The sequence below is a fragment of the Cupriavidus sp. SHE genome (assembly GCF_000812445.1).
Lineage (GTDB): Bacteria > Pseudomonadota > Gammaproteobacteria > Burkholderiales > Burkholderiaceae > Cupriavidus > Cupriavidus metallidurans.
The window spans coordinates 73,346-99,910 of sequence record NZ_JWMB01000005.1; the positions used below are offsets into that span (position 1 = coordinate 73,346).

A 26,565-nucleotide genomic window follows, 5' to 3' on the forward strand; every position below is an offset into this window, starting at 1 on the left:
CTTCGTTATGAAACCCGATACTGCCGCACTCGGCCGCTCGCCGGCCCAGCACAAGACGCTCCCGTCCAGCGCCACGCCCGGCGTCAACGTCGATACCGCATCGCTGGCCGCGCTTGAGGCTGCGGCGCGGGATTTCCATTTTCTGTCGCGCCAGCCCGTGCACAGCCTGCTGTCGGGGCGCCACGGGTCACGCGTGCGGGGCCGTGGGCTGGCCTTCGAGGAATTGCGCCCCTACCTGCCCGGGGACGACGTGCGGACGATGGACTGGCGCGTGACGGCGAGAACCGGCAAGCCGCACGTGCGGGTCTATGCCGAGGAAAAGGAGCGTCCGGCGCTGGTGGTGGTGGATCAGCGCATCAACATGTTCTTCGGCAGCCGCCGTGCGATGAAATCGGTGGCGGCGGCGGAAGTGGCCGCGCTGGCCACGTGGCGAATGGTGGCGGAGGGGGACCGCGTGGGCGGTGTCGTCTTCGGCGACAAGGAGGTGACCGCGCTGACACCGCAGCGCAGCCAGCACGGCGTGCTCCACCTGCTTGGCGAACTGGCGCGCCACAATCAGGCGCTGCGCGCGGACGCCCCGGCCAGCCAGGGCGCCAGCCAGTTGAACGCGGCGCTGCAGCACGCGCTGCAACTGGCCCGTCACGACTATCTGGTCATCGTCATCAGCGACTTCAGCGGCAACGATGCGCAGACCCGCGACCTGATGCTTGAACTGCGCCGTCGCAACGACATGCTGTCGGTGCTGGTCTATGACCCGTTCCTGCTGAACCTGCCCGATTCCGGTCACCTCGTGGTCAGCGACGGGGAACTGCAGGTGGAACTCGGCTTTGGCCGGGAGACACTCCGGAGCGCGATTCACCGCTTCGCGGACGATCACAATGCGTCGCTGGTCGAGTGGCACAACGGGATTGGCGTGCCGCTGCTCCCGGTATCGGCAGCCGAGGATACGGCGCTGCAACTGCGCCGGCTGCTGGGATACCCTGCCGACGCGTCGCCACGGCGCGGCAGGGCATAGAACGCAGCTTCGGGCTGGATGTGCAGTCCAGGTCCCCTCAATTGGTCGTTATGACGGCGAAGCACAACTGGCGGGGATACCTGCCGAAAAAGAAGCAGCGTCTGGGTCAACGTCTGGGTCAACGTCTGGGCCGATGCCGCTGAGCCTGCGGTTCTCGATCAGCGTGTGGGCGATAACCGCAAACTGCGGCTACACTCGGCTCCAGTTTCCGATGACAATGCCTGCATTCCGAACCCTACACCCCCACGCCCCGCACTCTCATGTACGTCCCTGCCCATTTCGAAGAATCGCGCCCTGAGGCTCTCCATGCGTTGATGACCGCGTATCCGTTTGGCACGCTGGTCACGCATGGCAGGAACGGTCTGGATGCGAATCACATTCCCTTCCATCTCGATCCCTCGCAAGGGCCGAATGGGATGCTGAAGGCTCACGTTGCCCGTGCGAACCCGGTCTGGCAGGACGTGGCGAACGGTGATGAGGTACTGGTGATCTTCCGCGCCGCTGATGCGTATATCTCGCCGAACTGGTATCCGAGCAAGCACGAGGCCCACAAGCAGGTGCCCACGTGGAACTACATGGTCGTGCACGCGCACGGTCGCATCACGATTCGCGACGATGAGCGCTTCGTGCGCGGCGTGGTGGCCCATCTGACGCGCACGCACGAGGCCACGCAACCGAGGCCGTGGAAGATGTCCGACGCCCCGTCTGATTTCGTCGACACGATGCTGAAGGCGATCGTCGGTATCGAGATCGAGGTCACGCGGCTGGAAGGCAAGTTGAAGCTGAGTCAGAACAAGGAAGTGCGCGACATCCGTGGCGCGGGCACGGCGCTGGCCGAGCAGGGCAGCACAATGCTCGGCGAAGCGATGCTGGCCCGCGCAGATGCCAAGGAGCGGGGCGAGACCCAGTAGTTCCCGGGCCTTCCACCCTTTACCTTCCGCCTCTCAGCGTCCCGTCGCGTACCGGGGCGCGGGAGTGTTGGTCGATAGCTGGCCCGCCATCGCCTGGCGCGCGCCTTCATACGCATTCCATTGCTCGATCGCGTGCAGCGGTGGAATCGTCACCAGCTCGCCACGATCGAAGCCTACCAGCGCCGCATCGACCATCGCTTCAGCCGGCATAACGATCGCCTTGTCGAGATGTTCGATCGGCAGGCCACCGGTTTCCCAGAAGTCCGTGGCGGTCGCCCCCGGCAGTACTGCCTGCACGCGCAGCCCCTTGGCCGCGAGTTCGTGGTGCAGCGACTGGCTGAATGCGAGTACGAACGCCTTGCTGCCGCCGTACACCCCGTTCAGGATTTCGGGCGCGATGCCGACGATCGACGAAATGTTGATGATCGCGCCACGGCCGCGCGCAACGAAGCCCGGCACGGCGGCATAGGTCAGGCGCGTCAGCGCGGTGACGTTGAGGTCGATCATCCGGCTCATGGCATCGACATTGCTGTCGAGCAGCGGCGTGTGCGTGCCGACGCCTGCGTTGTTGACCAGCAGCGTGATGCTGGCGTCCTGCCGCAGCTTTTCCTCCACCCGCGCGAGCGATTGGCGGTCGTTCAGATCGGCCGGGAAGACTTCGACCACGCGCTGCGTGTCGTCAGTGATGCGCCGGGCCAGGGCGTCGAGCTTGTCGCGATTGCGGGCGACGAGGATCAGGTCATAGCCGCGGCGTGCCAGACGGTCTGCGTAGATGGCGCCGATGCCAGAAGATGCGCCGGTAATCAGTGCGGTGCCGAGATGGGTTTGCGTCATGGTGTTCTCCTTGCGATGTCGTTGCGATGGGGATTCGAAAATCGCGGTACGTCGAATCCATGCGTTGCATCGTAAGGCGACTTGACCATGGCAGAAATGACGATTATGGTCATGTTTTAGGACATGGGTCCAACGAGGCCAATCATGCACAACATCGGCTTCCTGCTGACAGACGGTTTTCAGGTGATGGCGCTGGCGACGCAGAGCGTCTTCGAGTACGCGAATCTTGTCGCCGGCGAGCCCTTCTACCGCATCAGGAATTACTCGATCGACGGTGGTCCGGTGGTGTCTTCGCTGGGGATGACGGTAGAGACGCACGCGGCAAGCGCGCGCGTGGCGGTGGATACCTGGGTGCTGGCCGGCGTTGGCGACCCAGCCGCGCAGCCAACACCCGCACCGGTACTGGCGTTCGTAAGCAAGGCGGTGCCGCGTGCGCGCCGGACGGCGTCGATCTGCACGGGGGCGTTCATCCTGGCGGAAGCCGGTCTGCTCGATGGCCGACGCGCGACCACGCACTGGGCCTTCGCGCGCGACATGCAACGGCTCCATCCGGACATCAAGGTGGAGGGCGATCGCATCTACATCGTCGATGGCGCGATCTGGACGTCGGCGGGCATGACGGCCGGGCTGGACCTGGCGCTTGCCATGGTCGAAAAGGATCTCGGCGCGGATATCGCGCGATCGGTCGCCCACAAGCTGGTGATGCACCAGCGGCGCTCGGGCGGACAGTCGCAGCACTCGGAGCTACTGGATATGGCGCCGAAATCCGACCGTATCCAGAATGCGCTGGATTACGCGCGCAAGAACTTGAGCCAGGCACTGACGGTGGAGGAACTGGCGGAGACGGTGCATCTGAGTCCACGCCAGTTTAGCCGCGTGTTCACCGCGGAGACCGGGCAGTCGCCGGCCAAGGCGATCGAGAATCTGAGATTGGAAGCGGCGCGGCTGATGATCGAACAGAGTCGCCACCCGTTGGAAGTCGTGGCGCGGGAGGCCGGCTTTCGAGACCGGCGCCATATGCGCGAGGCCTTCCTGCGGGGGTTCGGCGTGCCGCCGCAGGCGGTGCGGCGGGAGGCCCGTGAGTAGCAGGCGCGGGTGCCAGCGGCTCAGATGGCCGCGAGCGCCTCGATATCGAACAGTTCGATGCGCTTGCCATCCACGCGGATCAGGCCTTCGCGCTGGAAGCGGGAGAACGTGCGGCTGACCGTTTCGAGCTTGATGCCGAGGTAGCTGCCGATTTCCTCGCGGGTCATGCGCAGCGTGAAGTCGCGCGAAGCATAGCCGCGTTCCTGCAGGCGGCACGACACGTTGATCAGGAATGCCGCGACACGCTGTTCCGAAGTCATGCCCGACAGCAGGATCATCTGCTTGGACTCGCGCAGGATCTCGCGGCTCAGCATCCGATGGAAATGCTGTTGCACGCTCTTGACGTCGCGGCACAGTCCTTCGAGCGGTGAGAACGGCAGCACGCAGACGGCACTGTCTTCGAGCGCGATCGCGTCGCAGTCATACTCGCCTTCGCCAATCGCGCCAAGGCCGACCGTTTCTCCCGGCAGGAAGAAGCCGGTGACGTGCTCATGGCCGCCGGCGTGGGTGGCCACGGTCTTCAGCGATCCCGAGCGGACGGTGTAGAGGTTCTGGAACTTGTCGCCGGAGCGGTACAGGTACTCGCCACGATGCACCATGCGCCAGTGGCTGACCACGGCTTCCAGTTGCGGAAGCTCCTCCGGTTCGAGTGACGAGGCGATGCAGAGGCGGCGGAGGCCGCAATCCATGCAGCGCGCCTGGAAATGCCGCGTCGTGCTCGGCGCGTGCGCATGTCCGGTGCATGCCCCATCCATTCCTGCTTCGACGGTTGACCCCTCTACCACTTCATACATGATGCTCTCCCCTGGGGCCGTCAGGCGTTCACCGCCAAATCAAGGTTCTTTGATCTGAATAACTCCCCATCTGCGCGGAAGTATGCCTTGTGATCGGAAAGGCTGAAATCAGCGTCGGCTGATACCTGTGTCAGGGTCTGGAGCGCACCTGTAAGGTTTACCTGACAGGCCAGGCATTACCTACGTGCAGCACAGGTGCTCCCGATAGCCGAGGCAAGGTAGTTCGCCTTCAATTGAGTCCTCCTTCAGCCGGTTGATTGCCGCGACTTGCACCGACAATGTTTGGTTTCCTGGCTGTCATGTATTTGACTTGAGGCAAGCGCGGAGCATCTTTGACGATTAAAGTGCACAAGACGGTATCCATTCTTGCCGCCCGATCGCCCCCTTGCCTGGAGCCCCCATGGATTTCAAGACCATCCTCGTCGATCTTGCCGCTGATCCCGCGCGTGATGCGCGTCTGGATGCCGCGCTGACGCTGGCGTCTCTGTTCACCGCCCGGGTCGTCGGACTGACCGCCACTGGCACCTTGCTGGATCCATTCCGGAGCGCCGGCGAGGAGACCGCGCGTTATCAGCAGATGCGCGCCGACATGCTGCGCAACCTGAAACAGGCCGATGCCGCGGCGCTCGATGCGGCAGTGGCGCGACGTGGGCGGGGCATCGAGATTTCACACGTGGTGGTCGAGCAGGAGGCGGGCTGGGCGCTGACCTCGCGCGGTGTCAGCAGCGATCTGATTCTGCCGGCGCCACCGTCGCTGGCGCAAGATACGCCGGCGCTGATGGCCACTTCCGCCGAGTATGTGCTGCTGAACTCTGGCCGTCCGATTCTGGTAATCCCCCCCGACGTTAGTCTGGTGCCGGGCGGCACCGTCGTGGTGGCCTGGGACGGCCGGCGCGAAGCCGCGCGCGCCATGAGGGATGCGTTACCGCTACTGGCATTGGCATCGCGTGTGATCCTGCAGGTGGTGCTCAGCGGCGCGGGGCCGAACGAGCATGGCGCGGCCGAGGCCGTGCGCTGGCTGGCCGATCACGGCGTCAGCGCTTCGCTGCGTATCGACGAGGCCGCGTCGCCAGCTGACAGCCTGATGCGCGTGACGCGCAACGAGGCAGCCGATCTGCTGGTGACCGGCGGCTACGGCCACTCACGGCTCGGCGAACTCGTGATGGGCGGAACCACGCGTACGCTGCTGCGCAACGTACCGGTGCCACTGCTGATGTCGCATTGAAGCGCGTGATACGTGCTGTTCTGCCATCGTTTCAAAGCCAGTGAACGGCTACGGCAATACTGACAACACCGCTACTGACGACGCCAACACCAACACCAACACCAACACCAACATCACAGACCATGCACATCCAGTTCCTTGGGGCAACGGACACCGTGACCGGTTCGCGCTTTCTGCTCGACACCGGAGAAGCGCGGGTGCTGATCGACTGCGGACTGTTTCAGGGCTACAAGTCTCTGCGGCTACGTAACTGGGATCGCTTTCCAATCAGCCCGGACAGTCTCGATGCCGTGGTGTTGACACATGCGCATATCGACCACAGCGGCTATCTGCCCCTGCTGGTGAAACGCGGTTACAAGGGGCGCGTGCACTGTACGACGGGAACCGCGGAGCTTTGCGGCCTGCTGCTGCCGGACAGCGCCCATCTGGCGGAAGAAGACGCCAACTATGCCAACCGCAAGGGGTATTCGCGTCATCAACCGGCGCTGCCGCTCTATACCGTGGCGGATGCCATGCATGCGCTGGAACATCTGAAGCCTGCGCCTTACAGCAAGCGGGTGACAATCGCACGCGGTGTGGAAGCGGAGTTTCATCGCGCGGGCCATATTCTTGGCTCGTCCAGCGTGACGATCCATGCCAAGGGCCGGCGCATCCTGTTCTCCGGCGACCTCGGCCCGCAGGACGACATGCTGATGCGGCCGCCGGAGCCGCCCACCGCGGCGGATTACCTCATAGTGGAATCGACTTACGGTGACCGCCTGCATCCAGAGGGCGATCCCATCGAGCTGCTGGCCGATATCATCCGCAAGACCGTTGCCCGGGGCGGCAGCGTGATCATTCCCGTCTTTGCGGTTGGCCGCGCCCAGTTGCTGCTGTATTGCCTCTACCGGCTGCGCCAGCGACGGCGCTTTCCCGATGTGCCCATCTATCTGAACAGCCCGATGGCCATCGAAGCCACGCGGATTCTCACCGAGCACACGGACGAACTGCGCATCGACCCCGAAACGTGCGCGGCTGCTTGTTCGGTGGCGATTCCGACCCGGAGCATGGAGGAGTCGATCCGCATCAACCGGGTGGATCAGCCGAAAATCATCCTGGCCGGTAGCGGAATGCTGACGGGCGGGCGCGTGGTGCATCACCTTGAATCGTTCGGGCAGGACCCGCGCAGCACTTTCCTGCTGGTGGGGTTCCAGGCGGCGGGAACGCGGGGGGCGGCGCTGGCGTCCGGCCAGCGCACATTGCGTATGCACGGGCGCGAAGTCGAACTGCGTGCTTCAGTCGAACAGATTCGCCATTTTTCGGCACATGCCGATGCGGATGGGCTGATGGACTGGATGAGTGCCATCGGGACGCCGCCACGGCAGACGTTCATCGTGCATGGCGAGCCCGGTGCCGCCGATGCGCTACGCCAGCGCATCGAGCATTCGCTGCGCTGGGGTGTCACGATGCCCGAGTACCGGGGTATCTATAGGCTCGACTAGGCGCCCGACTAAGCGCTCGACTGAGCGCTCGACTGAGCGCCCGAGCAAGGGGTGTCGGCGCGGCTAGTAGGAAAAGAGGGTGGGAATCGTGGCGTGGCGCAGCACGGTGTCCGTCACGCCACCCAGCAGTTCCTCGCGCAGCAGTCCCCGTCCATATGCGCCACAGACCAGCAGGTCGGCCCGGCGCTGGCCGGCGATGGCAAGCAGTGACTCGCCAATATCGGCCGATCGTTCCAGCACCATCTCGACCATGCTCGCGTGCACGCCATGCCGAGCCAGCCAGTTTGCCGCGTAGGCGGGTGGGGAGAGTTCGGCCTTGCGGCGCGCGTGCGGAGGAATGCACGACACCACGTCGACCTGGGTGGCACGCTTGAGCAACGGCAACGCGTCATGCAGCGCACGCGCGGATTCGCGGGTACCGTTCCAGGCCACCACGATCGAGCCATAGGGGAAGGTGGAGGCGTATGGCAGCGGCCCTTGAGGAATGACCAGCACCGGGCGGCCACTCGAAAGAATGGCCGTCTCGACGAAGTGCCGGGCTACTTCGCTGTCGGTGTTCGATCGATTCGGCTGGCCGACGATCAGCAGGTCGGCCAGCCGGCCTTCGCACTGGATGGCGTCGGTGGGCGCGCCCTCGCCGACGCGCCAGTCAACGGCAAACGTCGCGGCTTCGGTGGCGATGTCGAAGGCTTCCCGGGCGGTTTCACATGCGGCGCCAAGATCCGGCTCGTAGGCCTGGCGCTCGCGGCGGCCGTCCGCGGTGCGATAGACCCACGCTGGCTCGTCCGCGCTCAGCGAGAGCAGGCCGATCAGCGTGGCGTTGAACGATCCGGCCAGCGCCACGGCATGACAGAGCCGGGCCTCCACTGATTGCGAGGCATCGACGTGGACCATGATCGCCGAGATGTCCATGTGGTCTCCTGAAAAAGCAAGGCGCTTCGGCGCCATTTGGGTCTCAAATGTATGCGTGATGTGCCGCGTATGGTTGCGACAGATCAAGAGCGCCTGATTCGGTCGGCTCGGGTCATCTTGCGATACATCAACCATGGAGCCTTGGCACGTCCTATGCTGGGTCAGTGAGGGCAGGTGGCCCGGACTGAGGAGACCGATATGTATGAACGCATCCTGGTTGCCGTGGATGGCAGCCCGTCTTCCGACCTGGCCATTGCGCAGGCGGCCGGGCTGGCCAAGGGCATGGGCGCGGAGGTGAAGGTCCTGTTCGTGGTGGACGAGGGCGAAGTGTTCCTTGAGGCAGGTTTCGTCAATCCGCAGGACATCCTGAATGGGCTGACGGACTTCGGCAGGAAGGCCCTGGCTGCCGCCGCTCACCGTCTCCAGGACGCTGGCGTGCGGTTTCAAACCGAACTGGCAGAGAAGTCGGTGGTGCCGGGTGACATCGCCGGCGCGATCGTCGGCTATGCCGACCGCTGGCCAGCCGATGTGATCGTGATGGGTACACGCGGCCGACGCGGTGTGCGCCGCATGATCATGGGTAGCGTCTCTGAAGGTGTGGTGGCCAAGACCAGCAAGCCGGTGCTGCTGATTCGCGGCGAGTCGGCCTGAACGACGGGGCTCTGGCTGGCGACCGCGACGCTATAGCTTGTCTTCGTCGCCGAACAGCCTTGCCTCGATCGCATAGCGGACCAGCGCGGCGTCGCTGCGAAGCTGGAGCTTTTCCATCAGGCGCATCTTGTAGGTGCTGACCGTCTTGGCGCTGACGCACAGCGCGGCGGCGATCTGCGTGAGCGACTCGCCATCGACGATGCGCCGGAATACCTCGAGTTCACGATCCGACAGGCCTTCGTGCGGCGCATCGGGCTTTTCCTGCAGGCCCAGCGCCAGCTTTTCGGCCATGGCGGGGCTGACGTAGGTGCCGCCCGCGGCCACCTTCCTGAGCGCCTCCACCAACTCCGTCGCCGCGCTTTCCTTGGTCAGGTAGCCGGCCGCGCCGGCACGGAAGGCGCGGACCACATACTGCTCCTCCGCGTGCATCGTCAGCACGAGGATTCGTAGTGCAGGATGATCGGCCCGCAGCTGCCGGATCAGTTCCAGCCCGTTCCGGCCGGGCATCGACAGGTCCAGCAGGATGACATGCGGCGACAGCTCGCGCACGAGTTGCGGCACCTCGGTGCCGCGGGCTGCTTCGCCAACCACCTCGAAGTCGCTGGTGCGTTCGAGGATATGGCGCAATCCGTTGCGCACCACAGTGTGATCGTCTGCAATGATCACGCGAATCATGCCTGGGTCTCCTTGCAATCCGGATGACCCGGAAACGTGACGACGAGTTCGAAGCCCTCACCGGGCGAATGTTCGATGGACACCGTGCCACCCAGCAGGCGTGCCCGTTCCCGGATGCCAAGCAGGCCAAACGAGCGTCGCGCGCCATCCTTCGGCTGGCCGTTCCAGCCGCGCCCGTTATCGAGCACGCGCAGCACGTACTGGTCGTGATCGTGGTTCTGGTTCTGGTGGGTCAGCGTCACCCAGGCCTCGCTGGCGTCCGCATGATGCACGACGTTGTTGAGCGCCTCCTGGACGATCCGGAACACAGCGGTGGCGGCTTGTTCGGTGACGTCGATTTCCTCGGGGGTCCGCGTGCTCACCGGAATCGCGTAGCGCCGGCTGAAATCCTTGGCCAGCCAGTCCAGCGCGGCAGCGAGGCCCAGTTCATCGAGCAATGCCGGGCGCAGATCGGAAGAAATCCTGCGCACGGCGGCGATGGTTTCGTCGATGACGGTGTGCATGGCGCTGACCTGTTCGAGCGCGCGCACGGCGCCGCAGTCGGCACGCAAGTCGGTCTCCAGCATCACCAGATCCATTTTTAGCGCGCTCAGGCGCTGGCCCAGATCGTCGTGAAGCTCACGCGCGACGCGCCGGCTTTCGTCCTCGCGCGCGGCCAGGATGCTGTCCGACAGCGCCTGGAGTTCCTCGCGGGACCGCTGCAGCGCTGCCTCGGCACGCACGCGGGCGGTGACGTCTCGCAGCATGACCGTGAAAAGCTTGTGTCCGGCACCATCGGAGGTCTGCGAGATCGACGCTTCGATCGGGAATTCGGTTCCGTCCTGACGCAGGGCGTGCAGCGTGAGCTGGCGCCCCATCTGCCGGTCGGAAACACCGGTCACGCCAAAACGCGTGACGTGCGCCGCATGGGCAGTGCGAAAACGGGCGGGGATGAAATCGCCAAGGGGGCGGCCCATGGCCTGTTCCGCCGGCAAGCCGAACAGCGTTTCCGCCATCGGGTTGAACAGCACCACGCGCTGTTCTTCGTCCACCGAGATGATGGCTTCCATCGACGAACGGATGATTCCCGCCAGCCGTGCTTCGTTTTCGGCGATTCGCCGGTCGCCATTGTCATCGGTGCCCGTCAAGGCTTCCGGCCCCATTCCCAACTCCTGTCCTGGATTCGTGGTCGGTGGCGGGCGATTTGCTGCACCAGCCAGAATCTGTATTCGTAATTATGCGATGAAACATGGGGGTGGCGCCACGCGTGTGCCCAATATCCATCGAGCAAGCGCAAAACCGGTTTTGTGCCTGGGGCGTACGCGCAATCCAGGCTCAGGCAGCGTCAAGGGGGTGCCATGGATGAATCAGGAGTTTGCGAATGCAGCAGGAACGCAGTTTCGGACTCAGTAATACGGTTGTCGCCAAATCGGCGTGGCGATTGATGATTGACGTCTTGGTACTTCAATTTCTTATTTCGGTCTATTAATACGATATCGGACGATTTTTATCGTGGGAAATATTGTCGCCAATAACCCCTCGAGCTGATCACGCAATACCGCAGGGCCCACATTCACCACTTGGTGCAGTCGCAAGGCTGGACAGTGGAAGGCGATCGCGTTGCATTGTCCAAGACCGCTGATTGCATTTGTGCAAACCGTTTCGGGCTTGTTATCGAAAGTCTCGTTGGGCGGTGCCAGGATCAACAAGCGGGATTGGGGCGCCGCTGCCGCCGCGCCGTCGGCCTGAGGGCGTCCTACGCCTCGTTTGTTGAAAGGACGAGGCGTATTTGCTGAGTTTTCCCGCCTCGACAGGTTTTCGATGGGTTCCTCTGCCGGGGGGTCTCTACGCGGTGCCTCGGACGCAGATCACCGGCCATGAGTTTGCTTCCATGCAAACGCTATTGCGATAAGAAAAGTTATCGCAACAGCATTGGTAAATGTTAAGATTCCGCCATGACGAATCGCCCGACCGCCACGCCCATGGACTTTCCCGACGCCGCTGCCCTGGCCGCCCTGCGAGCCTGGCATGCGGGACTTCCCACGCGTGACGCGGTCGCTCGGTATCTGGACGATGCGCGGGCTACGGGCCAGTCCTCGCGCGGGATGGTGAGCAGGATTCGCCGGCAGCTTGCCGCCTATGCGCGCTACCGGCTGCGTGAAGATCTTGCGCAATTGTTCGAGTTCCCGGCTGCCGAACGGGCGGCAAAGGGTAGGGAAGCAGACCACGCAATCGAAACACTCCGTGGCTTGCCGCCGCCAGCACCGGCGATTTCCGACGATATCGGCCTATGGCTGGCACCGGCTGCCGTGGAGGCCCTGCGCGCTTGCGACATTCACACGCTGGCTGACCTCACTGTGCGAATCCCCCGCCGGCGCCAGTGGTGGCGCGGCATTTCGGGGCTGGGAGTGGCAGGCGCCAGGCGAATCGAGGCGTTCTTCGCCGGCCATCCACAACTGACGGCCCGCGCGCGGGCGCTGATCGAAGCCGAGCCGCGCGGCGTGATCGTGCCCTGGGAGAAGATGGGGCGACTGCCGCATGAGGTGGACGGCTCGCTCGGCCAGTTCCGCGCGCCGCGCGAGACCTCCACGCTGAACGCGGACAACGACTACGCGGCCGTGCAAGCGTGGCTGGGGTTGCACGAATCGCCGTCCACGCTGCGCGCCTATCGCAAGGAAGCCGAGAGACTGATCCTGTGGGCGATCATCGAGCGCGGGCGGCCGCTGTCGTCGCTGACCACCGAGGACGCCACGGCCTACCGGAACTTCCTGCGCCAACCCGCGCCGCGCGAACGCTGGGTAGGGCCGGCCCGGCCGCGTGGCGCTACGGATTGGAAGCCGTTTGCTGACGGGCTGTCGCCACGGTCGGCCGCCTACAGCCTGCAGGTGCTTGGGGCGCTGTTTCGCTGGCTGGTGCAGCAACGCTACGTGCTGGCCAACCCGTTCGCCGGCATCAAGGTGCGGGGCGGCGCCAAGACAGCGGCGCTCGATGTATCGCACGCGTTCTCCGAAGGGGAATGGCTGCTGACGCGCAGCATCGCGGATGGCCTGGAGTGGTCATACGGCTGGGAAGCCTCCGCCGCGCAACGGCTGCGCTTTATCCTCGATTTCACATACGCGACCGGACTGCGGGCGAGCGAACTGGTCGGCGCCACGCTGCGCAATGTCGAAACCGACGTGCACGGCGATCACTGGTTGCGGCTGGTGGGCAAGGGCGCGAAGGCGGGCAGGGTAGCGCTGCCGACGATGGCCCGCAACGCGCTTGACCGCTATCTGGTCGAGCGGGGCTTGCCGGTGACACGCGCCCTCTGGGACCCGACAACGCCGATCGTCGGCAATCTGGGTTCCGACGAAGCCGGCGGCATCACCGGAGCGCGATTGTGGATGGTGATCAAGCGATTCTTCGGCACCGCCGCCGACCAGCTCGAAGCCGAACGCCCGGCCACCGCCGAAAAGCTGCGCCGCGCCAGCCCTCACTGGCTCCGCCATACGCACGCCACCCATGCGCTGGCGCGCGGCGCGGAACTGACGACGGTGCGCGACAACCTGCGCCATGCGTCGGTCTCGACCACGTCACTGTATCTACATGGCGACGATGTGAAGCGTGCCAGGCAGATGGACGACGCGTTCCAGTGACGGCTAACAGACACGTGCCGGCCATGTGACGGATGGCGCGAACGCGGACAGAGGTATTCCCAAGCTTGGCCCCCCGGCATCGCCCAGATTGCATCAGATTGCGTCAACGCAAACGGCGGGCCGCTTCGGTGCTCTAGCCTGACGGATCATTCCGCCTGCTTGTCGAGCCTCCTCATGTCGCATACCGAGATTCCTTGCGCGGCCACTGCGCTGCGCGACCGGCTGTTTGTCAGCGGTTCCGATCTGTTCGCGCTGGGCCACTACCCTGGCAATCCCGTTTACCCCGGCGCGTTGATGCTCGATCGCATGTTGATCATGGCCGCGGCGCTGGCCGGTCAGGCGTTCGGCCAGGAGGCCTGGGCGCGGCGCGTGAAACGGGTTCAGTACCTCGGCGTGGTCGTGCCCGGAGATGTCGTCGAACTTGACGTGTCCATCGTCGAGCGCGACGGCGATCAGATTACGTGTCTTGCCGTGGCGCAGGTTCAGGGCAATGCGCGTGTGCAAGCCACGATCGTGTGCGTGCCGAACGCGGAGCCGGTTTCGGCGCCGCTCGAATGTGACGTGGCCAGCGAGGCACCGGTGCTGACGCATCCCGACATCGCCCGCCTGTTGCCGCATCGCTACCCATTCCTGCTGCTGGACACCGTGCGCAGCTTCACCCCGCGTGAGCACATCCTGGCCACGAAGGTCATCAACCGTGAATCCCCGATTCTGGGGGCGCACCCGCCCGCCGCATATCCGGCCTCACTGGCGATCGAGTCGTTCGGGCAGGCCGGCGTCACGCTGTTCTGCCTGAGCCAGGACAACGCCTCGCCGGCGCAGGTGCTGGTTGGTCTGATGCGCGACGTTACCGTGCATCGGACCATTCCCTACGACACGGTACTGACGCTGGATGTCCGCATCGAACGCCTGCGCTCCAATGCCGTGATCTTTGGTGGCGATATCCGGATCGGCAAGGAGTCCGTCATCCACGTGGGCAGTCTCGTGGTCATGGTCGGGCCGGAGCAGCCCTCGGCGGGCGCGTAGCCAGCGCTCAGCGCGGTGCCCAGCCGCCCGGCTCTGGTGTCGCGCCGACCGCTCCCGTGGCCAGGGCCAGCGCGGCTGCCGCCGATAGCGCGCCACTGTACGCGTCGGACGATGCATTCCGCGCCAGCAGTAACTGGTTCTGGGCCAGATTGGCATCCGTGACCGTGCCGACGCCCTTGCGGTAGGCCGCGAACGCGGCGTCGTACGTGATCTGGGCGGCGTCGGCCAGGGCCTTGGCGGCTTCGTATGCCGCAAGGCTGGTTTCGAGCGCGCTCTGACTGACCACGACCTGGCGCACCGACTCTTCCTTGGCCCGCGTGAGTTTGGTCGACGCGCTGTCGGCGTCGTTACGCGCCTGGGTCAGCACCGCCGATCGCAGCCCGCCGTCGTAGATCGGCACGGTAATGCCGAGGAACACGCTGGCGCCATAGCGGTAGCCATTCAGGTTCACGGTCGGTGCCTGCTGGGCCACCGAGGGGATCGCCGTGATCGAAGACCCGCCCGACGCATACGACGTGAACGCCGACATGAACACCTTGGGCAGGAATTCGGCTTCGGCCGCCTTGACCTTGGCCTGGCTGGCCCGCTCGATTGCGTAGGCGCCCAGCACGTCGGGTCGCCGCGCGATGGCTGATTCCACGATCTGCTCGACGGAGCTATGCAACGCCGGCGACAACGGACGGACTGGCATCTCGGCGATGCGCGGCTTCGACAATGGCGAGATGCCGATCGCGGTGACCAGCGCCAGGTAGGCATCGGTCTCCGCGCCCCGCGCCTGCACCATCGCCAGGTTGGTCTGCGCGCGGTTCTGTGTGGCCTGGGCAACTTCCACAACGGTACCGATACCGCGCTGAAAGCGGGACTTGGCGGCTGCCAGCACGGCATCCGCGTTTTCCATGGCCTGCTGCACGGTGCCCGCGCGGGTGCGCGCTGCCTGATAGCGATAGAACGCCACGCTGACGTCGTGGATGATGCGCTGGTGGGCGGCCGTGAACGCAATGTTTGCCGCGAGCGAAGTCTGTTCGGCGGCTTCGACAATGCCCGCGCGCTCGCCGAAATCGAACAGCAGCCATTGCAGCGACAGCACGCCCACGCCGCCGTGGCCCGAAGAATTCGTGCCGACTGATCCGAGCGCGCCCGATACCGAACCGTGCCCGTTCTGGTAGCCGCCCAGCGCGGAGGCGGAGATCTGCGGCAGATAGCTGCTTTTCGCGATCCCTGCAGCCAGCGCGGCGTTGCGTGCATCGTTCCAGGCCACGCGCGTGATCGGATTCGCCGATTCGGCCATGTCGATCAGCTCGGGCAACGTGTAGGGATACGCCGGATCGAGCGCCGCTGGCGGTGTGATCGACGCCAGCGCCGAATTGGCTGGCAGCCGGTAGTCGGCCGGCTTGCTGGTGTTGGCCGTTGCGGAAGGCTTGCCCGGCACGAGTTCTCCGGATGCCGTGGTCGTTGGCTGCCACGGACGATCGGGCTGCTCCGGCGCCAGGTCGAGCGACGCCGTCGCGCAACCGGCAAGGCTGGCGCCGAGCAGCATCAGCGGGAAAAGCGGTAATCCTGTTCTAGGCATGCAACGGTGATCCGGTGGCGGCGGCCGGCGGATCGTCCTGGCGCGGAGCGGCGAGATGCCGGTCCACCAGGGCGAGCAGCGCGTCGCGCGGGGAATGCTGCGGAGAAAGCGGGGCCGAGCTTGTTACGGGCGCGTGGCCATCCATGCGAACGGCCTGCAGGCGGCGATCGACCTCCGGATCGCCCGGAAACCGCTCCGCCAGCAGAAAAAGCGGACCGGCTACGGCGTCCAGCGTTGCCAGATGGCGCTGGCGGGCCTCGATCCAGTCAGTGCCGGGTCCGACCAATGCCGGCTCATATCTGGCCAGGATCAGGTCCTGCGTGATCGCGCCATGCAGCGCCAACGCGGCGGCGGCGTTTTGCCGCTGTGCTTCGCGCCGAGGCGTGGCAATTAGTTGCCGCCATTGCCGCACCATGTCATGGAGCGCGGCTTCGATCCGCCCTGAAATGCTGACCGGCCAGATGCGCGTGAAGACCAGGAATGTCACCAGATTGCCGATCACGATGCCGATGGTCCGGTCCCGCGCAATCGTCAGGTCGTAGCCGGGTCCGGCTCCCTGAATCACGCAGAGGTAGAACGCGAACGCGATCTGGAAGCCCGCATACGAGATACGGGGCGACCCCTGCGCGACCCAGGCGGCTACCCATGTGCCCGCGAAGACCAGCATCAGGAGTCCACCGACGGAGTCGATCGACGGTACGACATAGACCAGCGCGGCAGTGCCGATCAGCGCGCCGATCAGGCAGCCAGCCAGCCGCAGCGAGAGCTTTTCGACCGTTTCGGCCGCGGTCGACAGCGATACCAGGTAGACGGTGATGAAGCAGGTATGGATGCCGGGCCAGTTCAGTTGCTGGTAGAGCACGTAGCAGAACATTGCCGCGCCGGTGGTCTTGAGCGCGTAGCGGATGTGCTCGGGATTCGTGAAGGCATCCGCGCTGAGGAATCCGCTTTTTTTCTCTTCCGTTGCGTTGGGGGCCTCGGCGAGGGCCGCGTTGGCCTGTGCGCTCGGCGCATCCGCATCGGTGAAGCCGACGATGGCGTCACGCAGTTCCACGGCGATGGCCTGCTGCACTGGCGCGAGCGATTCGAGCGTGGGAAGCGCCAGCGTGATTTCCACCGGGTAGCCGCCCGCCTGGAGCATCGCCGCCATCTGATCGAGCGTGTCTGCGATCGGGGCGCGGAAGGCGGCCGGCAAGCGGGCGTTCGGCTGCCGGAGCGCCATGTCGGCGGCGATCAGAATGGCCGTGGTCGACGCAGCGGCCCGTCGCAGCGCCGCAAGGTCTTCGGCGCGGGACAGGCCCTCGATCTTCGCCAGCTTCAGCCACATGCCGACGGGTTGCGCGCCGTCGCGCAGCAGCGGGACGAGCATGGCGGGGGCGGCGTCCTCCTGCCGCAGGCTGGCAGCAGCCATGCGCAGGCAATGGGCGAGCCGGTCGCCCGCCAACCGGCGTGGCGAAGGTCCCATCACCAGATTGACCACTACATTGACGCCAATCGGAATCGCTACCATCAGCCACGCGTAGAGCAGGGCGCGCGTGGCGGCTTCTCCGCCCGGGACCAGTCCGAGTTCATCGAGCCCGAAGCCGATGATCATTGCCACGATGGCGCCGATCGGCCGAAGCTTGCTGGCCGACGTGAGAAACAGCAGCGCGGCCGACAGGACCGCCATGAAGGCCAGCCGCCGCAGCGAATCGTCGACACTGAAGTTGGCCAGCACGATCACCAGGCCAATGATCAGGCTGACCAGCACCAACGCTGCCACACTCATCACGATGCTGACGGTGCGATCTTCCCGGTTGATGAAGAAGATGACGTAGGCAGAGATAGCGGCTTCCGGCGTGCCGTAGATGGCGGTGACGAGCACCGTCAGCACGCTCGCCACGGTGATGCGGGTGGTGGCGGCCGCCCGGCCGGGCGTCGGCGCGAGCAGGGCGCCGATGTCGGCCAGGCCGAGGCGCAGCTTGTCAGCGGCAGGCTGCGCCATGCCGGATCTCGACGTTTGCGCTGGCGCCAGCACGGGCCAGCGTCTCGGGCGGATCTTCGAGCCGGATGCGAACCGGGAAACGCTTGGCGACGCGTACCCAGTTCACCGAGGCCTGCACGTAGGGCAGCGAGCGCGGCAGGTTGAGCCGTTCCGTATCGGTGATGCCCGCGCCGATGCCGGTCACGGTGCCGCGTATCGCCTTGCGCCGGTCGATCATCGAGTAGACCGTGGCGCAGTCGCCGATATGAATATCGGCCAGCGATGTCTCCCGGAAGTTCGCCACGGCAAACCATTCGCCGGTATGAACGAGCAGGAACAGCGACTGGTTTGGAATCACGACTTCACCGGCCAGCACGGAGAGCCCGGTGACGCGGCCTTCCTGCGGGGCATGGACTACGGTGTCCTGCAACGCGCGCTGGGCGATTGCGAGCGCGGCTTCCCGGGCGTGGACCGCGGCGATGGCGTCGTCGTCGTTGCCGATGGCTTGCGTGGTTGCCGAGTGCTGGACGTTCGCCTGCTTGAGCGAGACCGCCGCGTCATGCTGCGCCACCTGGGCCTGGTCGAGCTGCTGCTTTGGCACGTAGCCATCGGCGGCCAGCGGGCGCAGGCGTTCCACCGTGCGTGCCGTCAAGGCGTAGTTTTGCGCCGCGCGTGTGGTCTGCTCGGAGGCGATCGATGCGGCCGCGCGTTCGCTGACGATGGTGCGCCGCCGCGTGCCGAGGCCCGCCTGCGCGAGTTCGAGATCTGCCCGCGCCTGGTCCACCGCCAGCTTGTAAGGCACAGGGTCGATTTCGAATAGCACGTCGCCCTTGGCTACGTGCTGGTTCTCGGTGACGGCGATGCGGGCGATGCGTCCGCCTACCGGCGAGGCCACATGAACGACATCGGCGTCGAGCGTGGCATCGTCCGACGACGGATGGTGCACGGTCCGCTCATAGGCATAGACGGAAAGCAACACGGCCACCAGCACGATGGCCAGGGTAATGACCCGGCCGCGTAGCGGCCCCTTTTGAACGCCGGCCATTTTCATAGAAGATGCCCCGTACCGATCAGCCAGACGATCTCGGCGATGATCAGGCCAATTGCTGTATTGACAATTAATTGGGAACGAACGGTTTCCGCCCAACCGGTTTTCACGAACACGCGGTAGGAAACCACGGCGCCGAAAATACCGATGACGGCGCTTAACAGCCACAATGGAAAATAAGCGCCAAACAGGCCGACCGAAGGCGCTCCGGCGCATCCTTCAAGTAGACAAGTCAACGTGCCGATAATGGCCATGCGAGCCCGAAGTCCAAGCCGGGCAACGGTTTTCGGGGAAAAGGCACCGGGCATCCGCATCACTCGGGAAGCCGATGGGCTGATGGATCAGCAAATTCAGGAAACTGGCGAGCGGAATACCGGGGACCGGTTGTAGACGTGGACAGTTCAGAGGTCATGGATAGCGTCGCTCACATGCATGAAACCGAGACAAAATCGGCTCAGGCAATATAACAGCGCACATTGACGCTTGTCCAAAGGTGATTGATTGGTAATTCGCACAAGGCACTCGAACGCTTGCAACAGATACGGCGGTAGAGTAAGGGCCAACAGGCACGACCAGGGAAGAATCAAGGGCAGACTGCAATGCGAAGGGAAATTCTGGCAAATGAGATCGAGCTGGGGCAGCCACTGAAATCGGCGTTGGTCGATGAACTGGGCTTTCCCGTGGCGGATGAGGGAACCGTCTTCCAGACCGGGGACGAAGTTGCGCTCGTGCTGCAGGCGGGACGTTGTTTCTGGGCGGACGACATGGCGCCGCTCAGGCCGGACGAGCCATCGCCCCCATGGGCCGGCGGTTACGGGCTGCTGGTCGGCACGCTGCTGCACGTCAAGCGACCGGGCGATCTGGAGCGCGCCTGGGTGAGCCGCTTGATCGGTTTCAACGATGACGCCGTGTTCGTGGCGTGGCCCGGCCTGGCCGGCACGTCTGCGGAGCCCTGCGACGGCGATCTGGTGCTGGTCCGTGGTTTCACGGGCACCAGCATCCACAGCTTTTCGGCACGTGTCCGGGCGACTTCGCGCACGCCGTTCCCTTATTGGATGCTTACGGACATCAGCCATGTCGATGCCCGTGAAATGCGTGGCAGCATCCGTGTGCCGGTCCGGCTGGTGGGACGAATGTCCCGGGTGGATGGTGCCGACGCCCCTCAGACCGTGCTGATCACGGACCTGAGTACCGGCGGCGTGTCGGTTTCCACGGCCAACGACGCGCTGACCGCGCCGGGCTTGCAGGTGCGGCTGGCGTTCACGCTGCGCACCGGCGGGATCAAGTCGGCCTTCTCATTGGAGGGCTGGACGCGGCAGGACCCGAATGCTGGCGCCGCCGCGCCGTACCACAGCGTCGGCGTGGCGTTTGACGGCTATGGCGAACGCGAGGCGCTGCTGCTGCGCTCCTTCGTCCACGAACAGTTGCTGGAAAGCGCGACCATGCGCCCGGCAAAGCTGGCGAAGGACTAGCCGCCGACGGGGCCGGCGGCCAGATCGGGGCTCAGGCAGTCAGGCTGTCAGGTACGTCTGCGCCAGCCGTACCCAGCAGGCGGCGCCAAGCGGCAGCACCTGATCGTTGAAATCGTAGCCGGGGTTATGCACCATGCAGCCGCCGAATTCGCCTTCGCCGTTGCCGAGGATCAGGTAGCAGCCCGGGACTTTATTGAGCATCCAGGCGAAATCCTCGCTGCCGTTGAGCCCCTTCGGGGCTTGCGTGACGACGTTCTCCGCCCCCACGAGATCGGTGCAGATCCGCTGCGCCAGTCGGGTTTCGGCTTCGGTATTGACCATGGGCGGGGTGAGCTGGCGGTAGTCGATGTGTGCCTCGACGCCGTGGGCCTGCGCGGTCAGGCTGACGATCTCGCGGATGCGCTGCTCCACCATCGCCCGGGTTTCCGCCCGCGCCGCGCGCACGTTGACGCCCAGGGTTACCAATTCGGGGATCACGTTGTGGGTGGCGCCGCCACGAATGAAACCGATCGACACGACGGCGGTGTCGTCTGGCGCCACATTGCGGGCTACCACGGTTTGCAGCGCCGTCACGATCGCGGCGGATGCTGCAATCGGATCACGCGCGCGGTGCGGCATCGCCCCATGCCCGCCCACGCCCTTGATGGTGATGTCGGCCACGTCGGAAGACAGGCTGACCGACCCTGGCAACACACGGAAACTACCCGCCGGCACGCCCGGCATATTGTGGAGCGCAAAAACCGCGTCGCAGGGGAAGCGCTCGAAGAGCCCGTCTTCGATCATCGCGCGCGCGCCGCAGAGGTTCTCTTCGTCAGGCTGGAAAATCAGGTTGAGCGTGCCGTCGAAGCTGCGGCTGTCGGCCAGCGCTTTCGCCGCGGCCAGCAGGATCGCGGTATGCCCGTCGTGTCCGCAGGCGTGCATCTTGCCGTGGTTGCGGCTGGCATAGGGCAGGCCGGTGGCTTCGACGATGGGCAGCGCGTCCATGTCGGCGCGAATGCCCAGCCGGCGCGTGCCGTTGCCTAGTTTCAACTGGCCTACCACCCCGCTCTTGCCGATACCCGTGTGGACGTCATAGCCCCAGCTCTGCAGCAGGTGCGTCACCAGCGTGCTGGTGGCGCCGACTTCGAAGCCGAGTTCGGGCTGGGCGTGAATCTGACGACGGATGTTGACGAAGGTCTCGGCGTCGATGTCGACCGGAGGCAGCAGATGGGGCAGCAGTTGAAAGGGCTGGAGCGTGGGCGCTTTGGTCATGTCAGGGTTCCTTGCGGGGAAAGGGGGCAATCGGCGGCTAGCGGGTGCTGGCAGATGCTGGCGGGTCAGTGGGTTTCGCGCACTTCGCGCAGGGTCAGCACGGTTAGCAATGTCACGGCGCTGCAGGCCATCATGTAGAACGCTGGGGACAGCGGATTGCCGGTGCGGGCCAGCAGCCAGGTGACGACGAACTGGCATGAGCCGCCGAACACCGTGACGCCGATGGCGTAGATCACCGACAGGCCGCTGGCCCGTACCTTGATCGGTAGCATCTCCATCATCATGAGCAGCAGTGGCGTCGTTCCCAGATACAGGCTCGCGGTCAGCAGCGCGGAGAGCGACAGCACCAGCGGCACGCTGGGGTAGTGCGTCATCAGCCAGAAGGCCGGATAGAGGGCCACCACGGTGAACAGGATGGAGGCGACCACCAGCGGCTTGCGGCGCTGGAGGCGGTCGGCCAGCCAGCCGGAGCAGAGCGACGCGGCAAAGCTGGTCAGACCCGTGACGCAGCCGGCCAGCAGCGATAGCGAGGCCGGGAGATGCAGTTCCCGGATCATGTAGGTCGGCATGAAATAGATCACCAGATACGTGCCGACGGTGCCGCCGATGATGGTGAGGACGCCTTTGGCCACCAGGGTGCCGTGCTCGCGGAACAGCGTGCCGAGCGGGCTTGGCGCATGGGTCTCGGCCGTGTGCGTTTCGTCCAGATGCGATCGGATGTAAAAGCCTACGGGCGCAATCAGCAAGCCCAGGAAGAACGGCACGCGCCATCCCCAGCTCTGCAGCGCTTCCGGCGACAGGCTGCCGTACAGCACCGCCGCTGTCAGCGCGCCGCACAGGGCGGCAATGCCCTGGCTGCCAAGCTGCCAGCTCACACGAAAGCCACGCCCGCGGATACCGCCGGCCTCCATCAGCATGGCGGTGGAGGCACCGATCTCGCCGCCCAGCGAGAAGCCCTGAAGCAGACGCCCCGCCAGAATGATCAACGGGCCAAGCAGGCCCGCCGTGGCGTACGTCGGGGCCACCGCCAGACAAAGCGTTCCAACCACCATCAGGCCGATGGTCAGCGTCATGGCAGCCTTGCGCCCGTGGCGGTCGGCATAGTTGCCGATCACGAAGCCGCCCAAAGGCCGCATCACAAAGCCGATGCCGAACGTTGCCACGGCCAGCAGCAGCGAACCGTAGGCGCTCTCGGAGGGGAAGAACAGCTTGCCGATCATGAGCGCGAAGAAGCTGTAGACGGTGAAGTCATACATTTCCAGCGCGTTGCCGATGGAGCAGGCGGCGATCAACCGGGCCTGGCTGGTTCGTCGTGGCTCGGCGGCAGCCGGTGCGGGGGCAAGAGCCGGCTGCAGGGTGGCGTCATTCATCGGTGGTCTCCGAAGGTGGGGGACGGGCTTCTGTGCAGGAACCCTTGGCGATGAAGTATTCGGGGAAGTCGCGAACCTACAAAATCGCAAATATTCATCCCGATAACCAAATAGAATCACCGTCATAACCAGTGTTCACCGGCTATCGGGGAAAGCCCGGAAGTGCTGGCGCGAGAGACCGGACGCATGCTGCACCGCACAGGCGCGCGACGCACCTGATGCGGGCATGGTCCGGTCGGGACGCCGCAGCGGGCGCGCAGAAGAGGGGAGACCAGGCGAACGTGAAGCTACATCAACTGCGCATTCTGCTGGCCGTGGCGCAGCACGGCAGCATCCACGAGGCGTCACGCGGGCTGCATATTTCGCAGCCCGCGCTATCCAAGGCCATCGCTGAACTGGAGCGAGAGCTTGGCGTCACGCTGCTGTCCCGCTCCGTGCGCGGTGTGAGCTTGACCGCGTACGGGATGGCGCTGGTCAAGCGCGCCACCGTGGTCGAACAGGAACTGCGTCACGCGCTGGAAGACATCGAATCCATACGCGGCCATGCGGAAGCCGAACTCAACATCGGGTTTACCGCCGTGGCCTCCAGTGGCCCGCTGCCTGATGCCATGGCGGCGTTGCGCAAGCGCTTTCCCAACGTCGCCTTGCGTGGCTTCGAGCAGCGCCCGCAGCAGATTCAGGAGGGGCTGCGGGAGGGGCGGCTTGATCTCGGGCTGATCTCCACCAATAGCGGGCCGGGAGCGGGCGGACTCCAGTGGGAGTCCTTGTTCTCGGTGCCGATGCGTCTGGCTGTGCGGCCGGGCCATCCACTGCGACGCGTCCGCCGGCTGCGTCCGCTGCTGGATGCCGACTGGCTGGTGCTGGACCCGCTCGATGACCCCGGCAGCCCGATATCGAGCCTGATGCGGTTGCACCGACTGGAAATACCGCGCCGGATCGTGCAGAGCGCATCCAATCTGCTGGGGCTGCAGCTGGCGACCAAAACCGACCTCATCAGCATGTGGTCAGATTTCGTTTTCCGGGGCACTGGCGGGCCATTGCGCATGGACCCCGGTTCGCTGGAGGTGCTACCGATGGAGGACGAACTGCCGGACTTCAACGTCTACCTGGTCTATCGCTCGATGGACCTGATGACGCATGTCTGTGCCGAGTTCAGCAAGGAAATCAGGCACTTTGCCGAGGGCTATCGTCCTGGATGGGCGAGATAGGTTGCATGCCGCGCTGCCGGTACTCGCCGGGCGCGACGCCGGTCCATTTCTTGAATGCGCGGTGGAAGGTGCTCAGCTCGGAAAAGCCCAGCCTCAGCGCCACCTGTTGCAGCGACAGGCATGAGTGCTCGAGCATGCCGATCGCCGCGTCGCGGCGCAGGTTGTCCTTGATGTTCTGGTAACCGCGGCCTTCATCGCGCAAGCGACGGCTCAGGGTTTGCGGTGTCAGGCGCAGCATCTGCGCCATCTGCTCCAGCGACGGCAGCTCGTCATCCAGGTGGGAGCGCAGGTGCAGCCGGATGCGTTCCGCCAGGCAGCTATTGTCGCGATAACGCACCAGCAGCTTGTGCGGGGTCTCCAGCAGGAATTCGCGCAGGCCGGCGGGATCCTGCATCACTGGCAGCCGCAGCCAGGCGGCATCGAAGTGCAGGGCCGTGCAGGACTGCCCGTATCGGACCGTCGTATTGAAGATGCGCTCGGTGTCGGTCAGCGCCTGGGGCGGGCCCGAACCCAGATCGACGTGCGACAGGGGCACGCGCCGCGCCACCAGCCAGTTGATCAGGCCGTAAGCATGGAACGCGAAGGTCGACTTGGCGAAGATCTGGCACGGCGTGGCCGGCGCATGCCCGTGCAATATCAGGGAAGCCGTCTTGCCATCGGGGCTGAGGTGCAGCCGTGGCGTGAATTCGTCGATATGCAGCCGATACTGGCGCAACCCGGCCTGGATGGCCTCCTCCAGGGTGGCGCTGTGGATCATCGCGCCGGCCGCATGGGCGAAGACGCCGGGAGGCACGGGGCGGCTAAGCAGGCCCCACAGTTCGTCGCGCGTGGTGCGGCGCAGCGTACGGATCAGCGCGGCGTACTGGTCCTGGGTCACGCGCGCGTTCGGCGATGCCAGCAGCGCTGGAGAGATCGCGGCGCGTCGCAGCACGGCATCGATGTCGAATCCCAGTCGGCGCACCCCGAGCAGGATCTGGTCGACATGATGGATGGCGATGGTATGGCGGGCCGGCGCTGGCGTTGGCGTTGTCGCAAGCGGGGCGATGTTGGTGCCAGTAGTGCCAGCCAATGCCGGCCCCGGTACAGCGGTGCTGCGCTGCTTGCCCGGCACGGGGTGCCGGTGAGCGGGAGTGGCAACAATGTGCATGAGTCTCCTCGTCGTGTAGGGCAGCTCCGGAACCCTGCCGCGCGCAATGGCGGCATGCCGGGCTGATGCGGACCTTACCGCGCCCGGTTCGCGCCACACAATCGGGATTTGCCAAAGCCTGCCTTCCGTCTGAACGATTCGGCCAATGATTTTGGGTTGTCTGGTCATTGTCCAGACCGTGCCGGATCACGCACTCTCTCACTATGCAGAAGTCCGGAGCCGGGCGGATCGCCGCCGGCAACGCCGGACTCGGCAGCGACCCGGGACAAAAGGACAACAAGAAAGGAGACAACCACATGCTGGCAAATCGCCGGAGTGCATTGCTGCGTCTTGGCACCGGAGCGCTGGCGCTGGCAGGTACCGTTGCTGGCCTGTCAGGCGCCGGTACCGCCATGGCACAAGGGGCTTTCCCGTCGAAATCCGTGCGCCTTGTGGTGCCGTACCCGGCCGGCGGGGCTACCGACGTACTGGCGCGGGCAATTGCCGATGGCCTCGGCAAGGTATGGAAGCGCCCGGTCGTGGTGGAAAACCGCCCCGGTGCCAGCGGCATGATCGGCGCCGAGGCCGTAGCCCGCGCGGAGCCAGACGGTTACACCGCGCTGCTGACCATCACCACGCTCGTGCAGGCACCGAGCCTCTACACCAAGGCGCCGTTTGACCCGGTCAAGGACTTTGCGCCGGTATCCGAGCTTGGCACCACCAACCTGGTGTTTGCCATCAACAGCAGTGCGGTGCCGGCCACCAGCCTGAAGGAATTCATCGCGCTGGTCCGCGCCAAGCCCAGGCACTACTCCTTCGGATCGTATGGCACGGGATCGAGCGGCCACCTCTACGGCGAGATATTCAACGAATCCGCCAACCTCGACATGATCCACGTCTCGTACAAGGGCGAGGCGCCGGAGTTGAACGACTTGCTCGGTGGCCAGGTGCCAGCCGCGGTGATTTCGGTGATGGGCGCCAAGCCCCACGCCGCGTCCGGGCGTCTGCGCGCGCTTGCCGTGACCGGCGCGTCGCGCTCGCCCCAACTGCCTGATGTGCCGACCTTCAAGGAGAGCGGCGTTTCGGGGATGGATTCGCTGGGCTGGTTTGGCCTGCTGCTGCCCGCCGCCACACCGCGGCCGATCGTCGAGAAGTTCTCTGCCGACGTCAACAAGGTGTTGGCAGACCCCACCGTGCGTACGCGCATGAACGACATGGGCGTGATCCTGACCGGCAGCACGCCCGATGCCTTTGCGCAGACCGTGCAGGCCGACTATGCCCGCTGGGGCAAAGTGATCCGTACCCACAACATTCGTCTTGATTGAGCCTTTGC

At 65.1% G+C, this 26,565-nt stretch carries 23 protein-coding genes; 11 read left to right on the plus strand and 12 right to left on the minus strand.

The annotated features are described in order from the left end of the window. Positions 1-7 precede the first annotated feature (7 nt). Both RN01_RS02035 and RN01_RS02040 read left to right on the plus strand, forming a co-directional pair. Positions 8-1,015: a DUF58 domain-containing protein gene (locus tag RN01_RS02035; protein WP_024570777.1), complete on the plus strand. Its 1,008-nt coding sequence runs from the start codon at positions 8-10 to the stop codon at positions 1,013-1,015. Between the two features lie 260 nt (positions 1,016-1,275). Continuing rightward, a complete protein-coding gene (locus RN01_RS02040) occupies positions 1,276-1,926 on the plus strand; it encodes an FMN-binding negative transcriptional regulator (RefSeq protein ID WP_024570778.1) in 651 nt (216 codons plus the stop codon). Positions 1,927-1,959: 33 nt separating this feature from the next. Here the strand turns inward: RN01_RS02040 and RN01_RS02045 are convergent, their stop codons facing one another. After that, positions 1,960-2,760: an SDR family oxidoreductase gene (locus RN01_RS02045; RefSeq protein ID WP_017515020.1), complete on the minus strand. Its 801-nt coding sequence runs from the start codon at positions 2,758-2,760 to the stop codon at positions 1,960-1,962. Between the two features lie 144 nt (positions 2,761-2,904). On the opposite strand from RN01_RS02045, the gene RN01_RS02050 reads away from it, so the two are divergent. Further along, positions 2,905-3,846 carry a GlxA family transcriptional regulator gene (locus RN01_RS02050; RefSeq protein ID WP_017515019.1) on the plus strand — a complete coding sequence of 314 codons (942 nt, stop codon included), beginning with the start codon at positions 2,905-2,907 and terminating at the stop codon, positions 3,844-3,846. 20 nt (positions 3,847-3,866) lie between these two features. On the opposite strand, the gene RN01_RS02055 is transcribed toward RN01_RS02050, so the two are convergent. Beyond that, positions 3,867-4,535: a helix-turn-helix domain-containing protein gene (locus RN01_RS02055; RefSeq protein ID WP_227874127.1), complete on the minus strand. Its 669-nt coding sequence runs from the start codon at positions 4,533-4,535 to the stop codon at positions 3,867-3,869. A gap of 505 nt (positions 4,536-5,040) precedes the next feature. Here RN01_RS02055 and RN01_RS02060 point away from each other — a divergent pair. Beyond that, positions 5,041-5,865, plus strand: a complete 825-nt coding sequence (locus tag RN01_RS02060; protein WP_024570779.1) for a universal stress protein — start codon at positions 5,041-5,043, stop codon at positions 5,863-5,865. Between the two features lie 122 nt (positions 5,866-5,987). Further along, a complete protein-coding gene (locus tag RN01_RS02065; RefSeq protein ID WP_017514205.1) occupies positions 5,988-7,346 on the plus strand; it encodes an MBL fold metallo-hydrolase RNA specificity domain-containing protein in 1,359 nt (452 codons plus the stop codon). A 63-nt stretch (positions 7,347-7,409) separates the two neighbouring features. On the opposite strand, the gene RN01_RS02070 is transcribed toward RN01_RS02065, so the two are convergent. Then, a complete protein-coding gene (locus RN01_RS02070; protein WP_017514206.1) occupies positions 7,410-8,258 on the minus strand; it encodes a universal stress protein in 849 nt (282 codons plus the stop codon). Positions 8,259-8,456: 198 nt separating this feature from the next. On the opposite strand from RN01_RS02070, the gene RN01_RS02075 reads away from it, so the two are divergent. Next, complete coding sequence (locus RN01_RS02075) at positions 8,457-8,909, plus strand: universal stress protein (RefSeq protein WP_017514207.1); 453 nt, start codon at positions 8,457-8,459, stop codon at positions 8,907-8,909. A gap of 30 nt (positions 8,910-8,939) precedes the next feature. Here RN01_RS02075 and RN01_RS02080 read toward each other — a convergent pair whose 3' ends face one another. Continuing rightward, positions 8,940-9,584: a response regulator transcription factor gene (locus RN01_RS02080; RefSeq protein WP_008645920.1), complete on the minus strand. Its 645-nt coding sequence runs from the start codon at positions 9,582-9,584 to the stop codon at positions 8,940-8,942. Further along, positions 9,581-10,726, minus strand: coding sequence for a PAS domain-containing sensor histidine kinase (locus RN01_RS02085; RefSeq protein WP_024570780.1), 1,146 nt, complete (start codon positions 10,724-10,726; stop codon positions 9,581-9,583). Before RN01_RS02085 ends, RN01_RS02080 begins: the two co-directional genes overlap by 4 nt. 792 nt (positions 10,727-11,518) lie before the next feature. Between RN01_RS02085 and RN01_RS02090 the strand changes: the two genes are divergently transcribed. Together RN01_RS02090 and RN01_RS02095 are read left to right on the plus strand one after the other, a co-directional pair. Further along, positions 11,519-13,198, plus strand: a complete 1,680-nt coding sequence (locus RN01_RS02090) for a site-specific integrase (RefSeq protein ID WP_024570781.1) — start codon at positions 11,519-11,521, stop codon at positions 13,196-13,198. A 174-nt stretch (positions 13,199-13,372) separates the two neighbouring features. Further along, complete coding sequence (locus RN01_RS02095; RefSeq protein WP_017515519.1) at positions 13,373-14,224, plus strand: 3-hydroxyacyl-ACP dehydratase FabZ family protein; 852 nt, start codon at positions 13,373-13,375, stop codon at positions 14,222-14,224. 7 nt (positions 14,225-14,231) lie between these two features. On the opposite strand, the gene RN01_RS02100 is transcribed toward RN01_RS02095, so the two are convergent. Genes RN01_RS02100 through RN01_RS02115 form a run of 4 tightly spaced genes read right to left on the minus strand, consistent with a single transcriptional unit; the run spans position 14,232 to position 19,059 of the window. Further along, positions 14,232-15,794 (minus strand): TolC family protein, encoded by a 1,563-nt coding sequence (locus RN01_RS02100; protein WP_024570782.1) that lies wholly within the window; start codon positions 15,792-15,794, stop codon positions 14,232-14,234. After that, positions 15,787-17,778, minus strand: coding sequence for an FUSC family protein (locus RN01_RS02105; RefSeq protein ID WP_024570783.1), 1,992 nt, complete (start codon positions 17,776-17,778; stop codon positions 15,787-15,789). Before RN01_RS02105 ends, RN01_RS02100 begins: the two co-directional genes overlap by 8 nt. Further along, positions 17,759-18,808: a multidrug transporter subunit MdtN gene (mdtN, locus tag RN01_RS02110; RefSeq protein ID WP_017515668.1), complete on the minus strand. Its 1,050-nt coding sequence runs from the start codon at positions 18,806-18,808 to the stop codon at positions 17,759-17,761. The genes RN01_RS02105 and mdtN overlap by 20 nt, the downstream gene beginning before the upstream one ends. Further along, on the minus strand, positions 18,805-19,059 hold the full coding sequence (locus tag RN01_RS02115; RefSeq protein WP_008643890.1) for a YtcA family lipoprotein: 255 nt from the start codon (positions 19,057-19,059) through the stop codon (positions 18,805-18,807). The genes mdtN and RN01_RS02115 overlap by 4 nt, the downstream gene beginning before the upstream one ends. A gap of 345 nt (positions 19,060-19,404) precedes the next feature. Here RN01_RS02115 and RN01_RS02120 point away from each other — a divergent pair, with 345 nt between their 5' ends. After that, positions 19,405-20,277 carry a flagellar brake domain-containing protein gene (locus RN01_RS02120; RefSeq protein ID WP_008643888.1) on the plus strand — a complete coding sequence of 291 codons (873 nt, stop codon included), beginning with the start codon at positions 19,405-19,407 and terminating at the stop codon, positions 20,275-20,277. 39 nt (positions 20,278-20,316) lie between these two features. Here the strand turns inward: RN01_RS02120 and RN01_RS02125 are convergent, their stop codons facing one another. Both RN01_RS02125 and RN01_RS02130 read right to left on the minus strand, forming a co-directional pair. Then, complete coding sequence (locus tag RN01_RS02125; RefSeq protein ID WP_024570784.1) at positions 20,317-21,528, minus strand: M20 aminoacylase family protein; 1,212 nt, start codon at positions 21,526-21,528, stop codon at positions 20,317-20,319. A 65-nt stretch (positions 21,529-21,593) separates the two neighbouring features. Next, on the minus strand, positions 21,594-22,898 hold the full coding sequence (locus RN01_RS02130; protein WP_017513733.1) for an MFS transporter: 1,305 nt from the start codon (positions 22,896-22,898) through the stop codon (positions 21,594-21,596). A gap of 281 nt (positions 22,899-23,179) precedes the next feature. On the opposite strand from RN01_RS02130, the gene RN01_RS02135 reads away from it, so the two are divergent. Next, a complete protein-coding gene (locus RN01_RS02135) occupies positions 23,180-24,106 on the plus strand; it encodes a LysR family transcriptional regulator (RefSeq protein ID WP_017513732.1) in 927 nt (308 codons plus the stop codon). On the opposite strand, the gene RN01_RS02140 is transcribed toward RN01_RS02135, so the two are convergent. Next, positions 24,063-25,253: an AraC family transcriptional regulator gene (locus RN01_RS02140; RefSeq protein ID WP_017513731.1), complete on the minus strand. Its 1,191-nt coding sequence runs from the start codon at positions 25,251-25,253 to the stop codon at positions 24,063-24,065. The two genes, RN01_RS02135 and RN01_RS02140, sit on opposite strands and share 44 nt — an antisense overlap. Positions 25,254-25,549: 296 nt before the next feature. On the opposite strand from RN01_RS02140, the gene RN01_RS02145 reads away from it, so the two are divergent. Next, complete coding sequence (locus RN01_RS02145; protein WP_024570785.1) at positions 25,550-26,557, plus strand: tripartite tricarboxylate transporter substrate binding protein; 1,008 nt, start codon at positions 25,550-25,552, stop codon at positions 26,555-26,557. Positions 26,558-26,565: the final 8 nt, after the last annotated feature.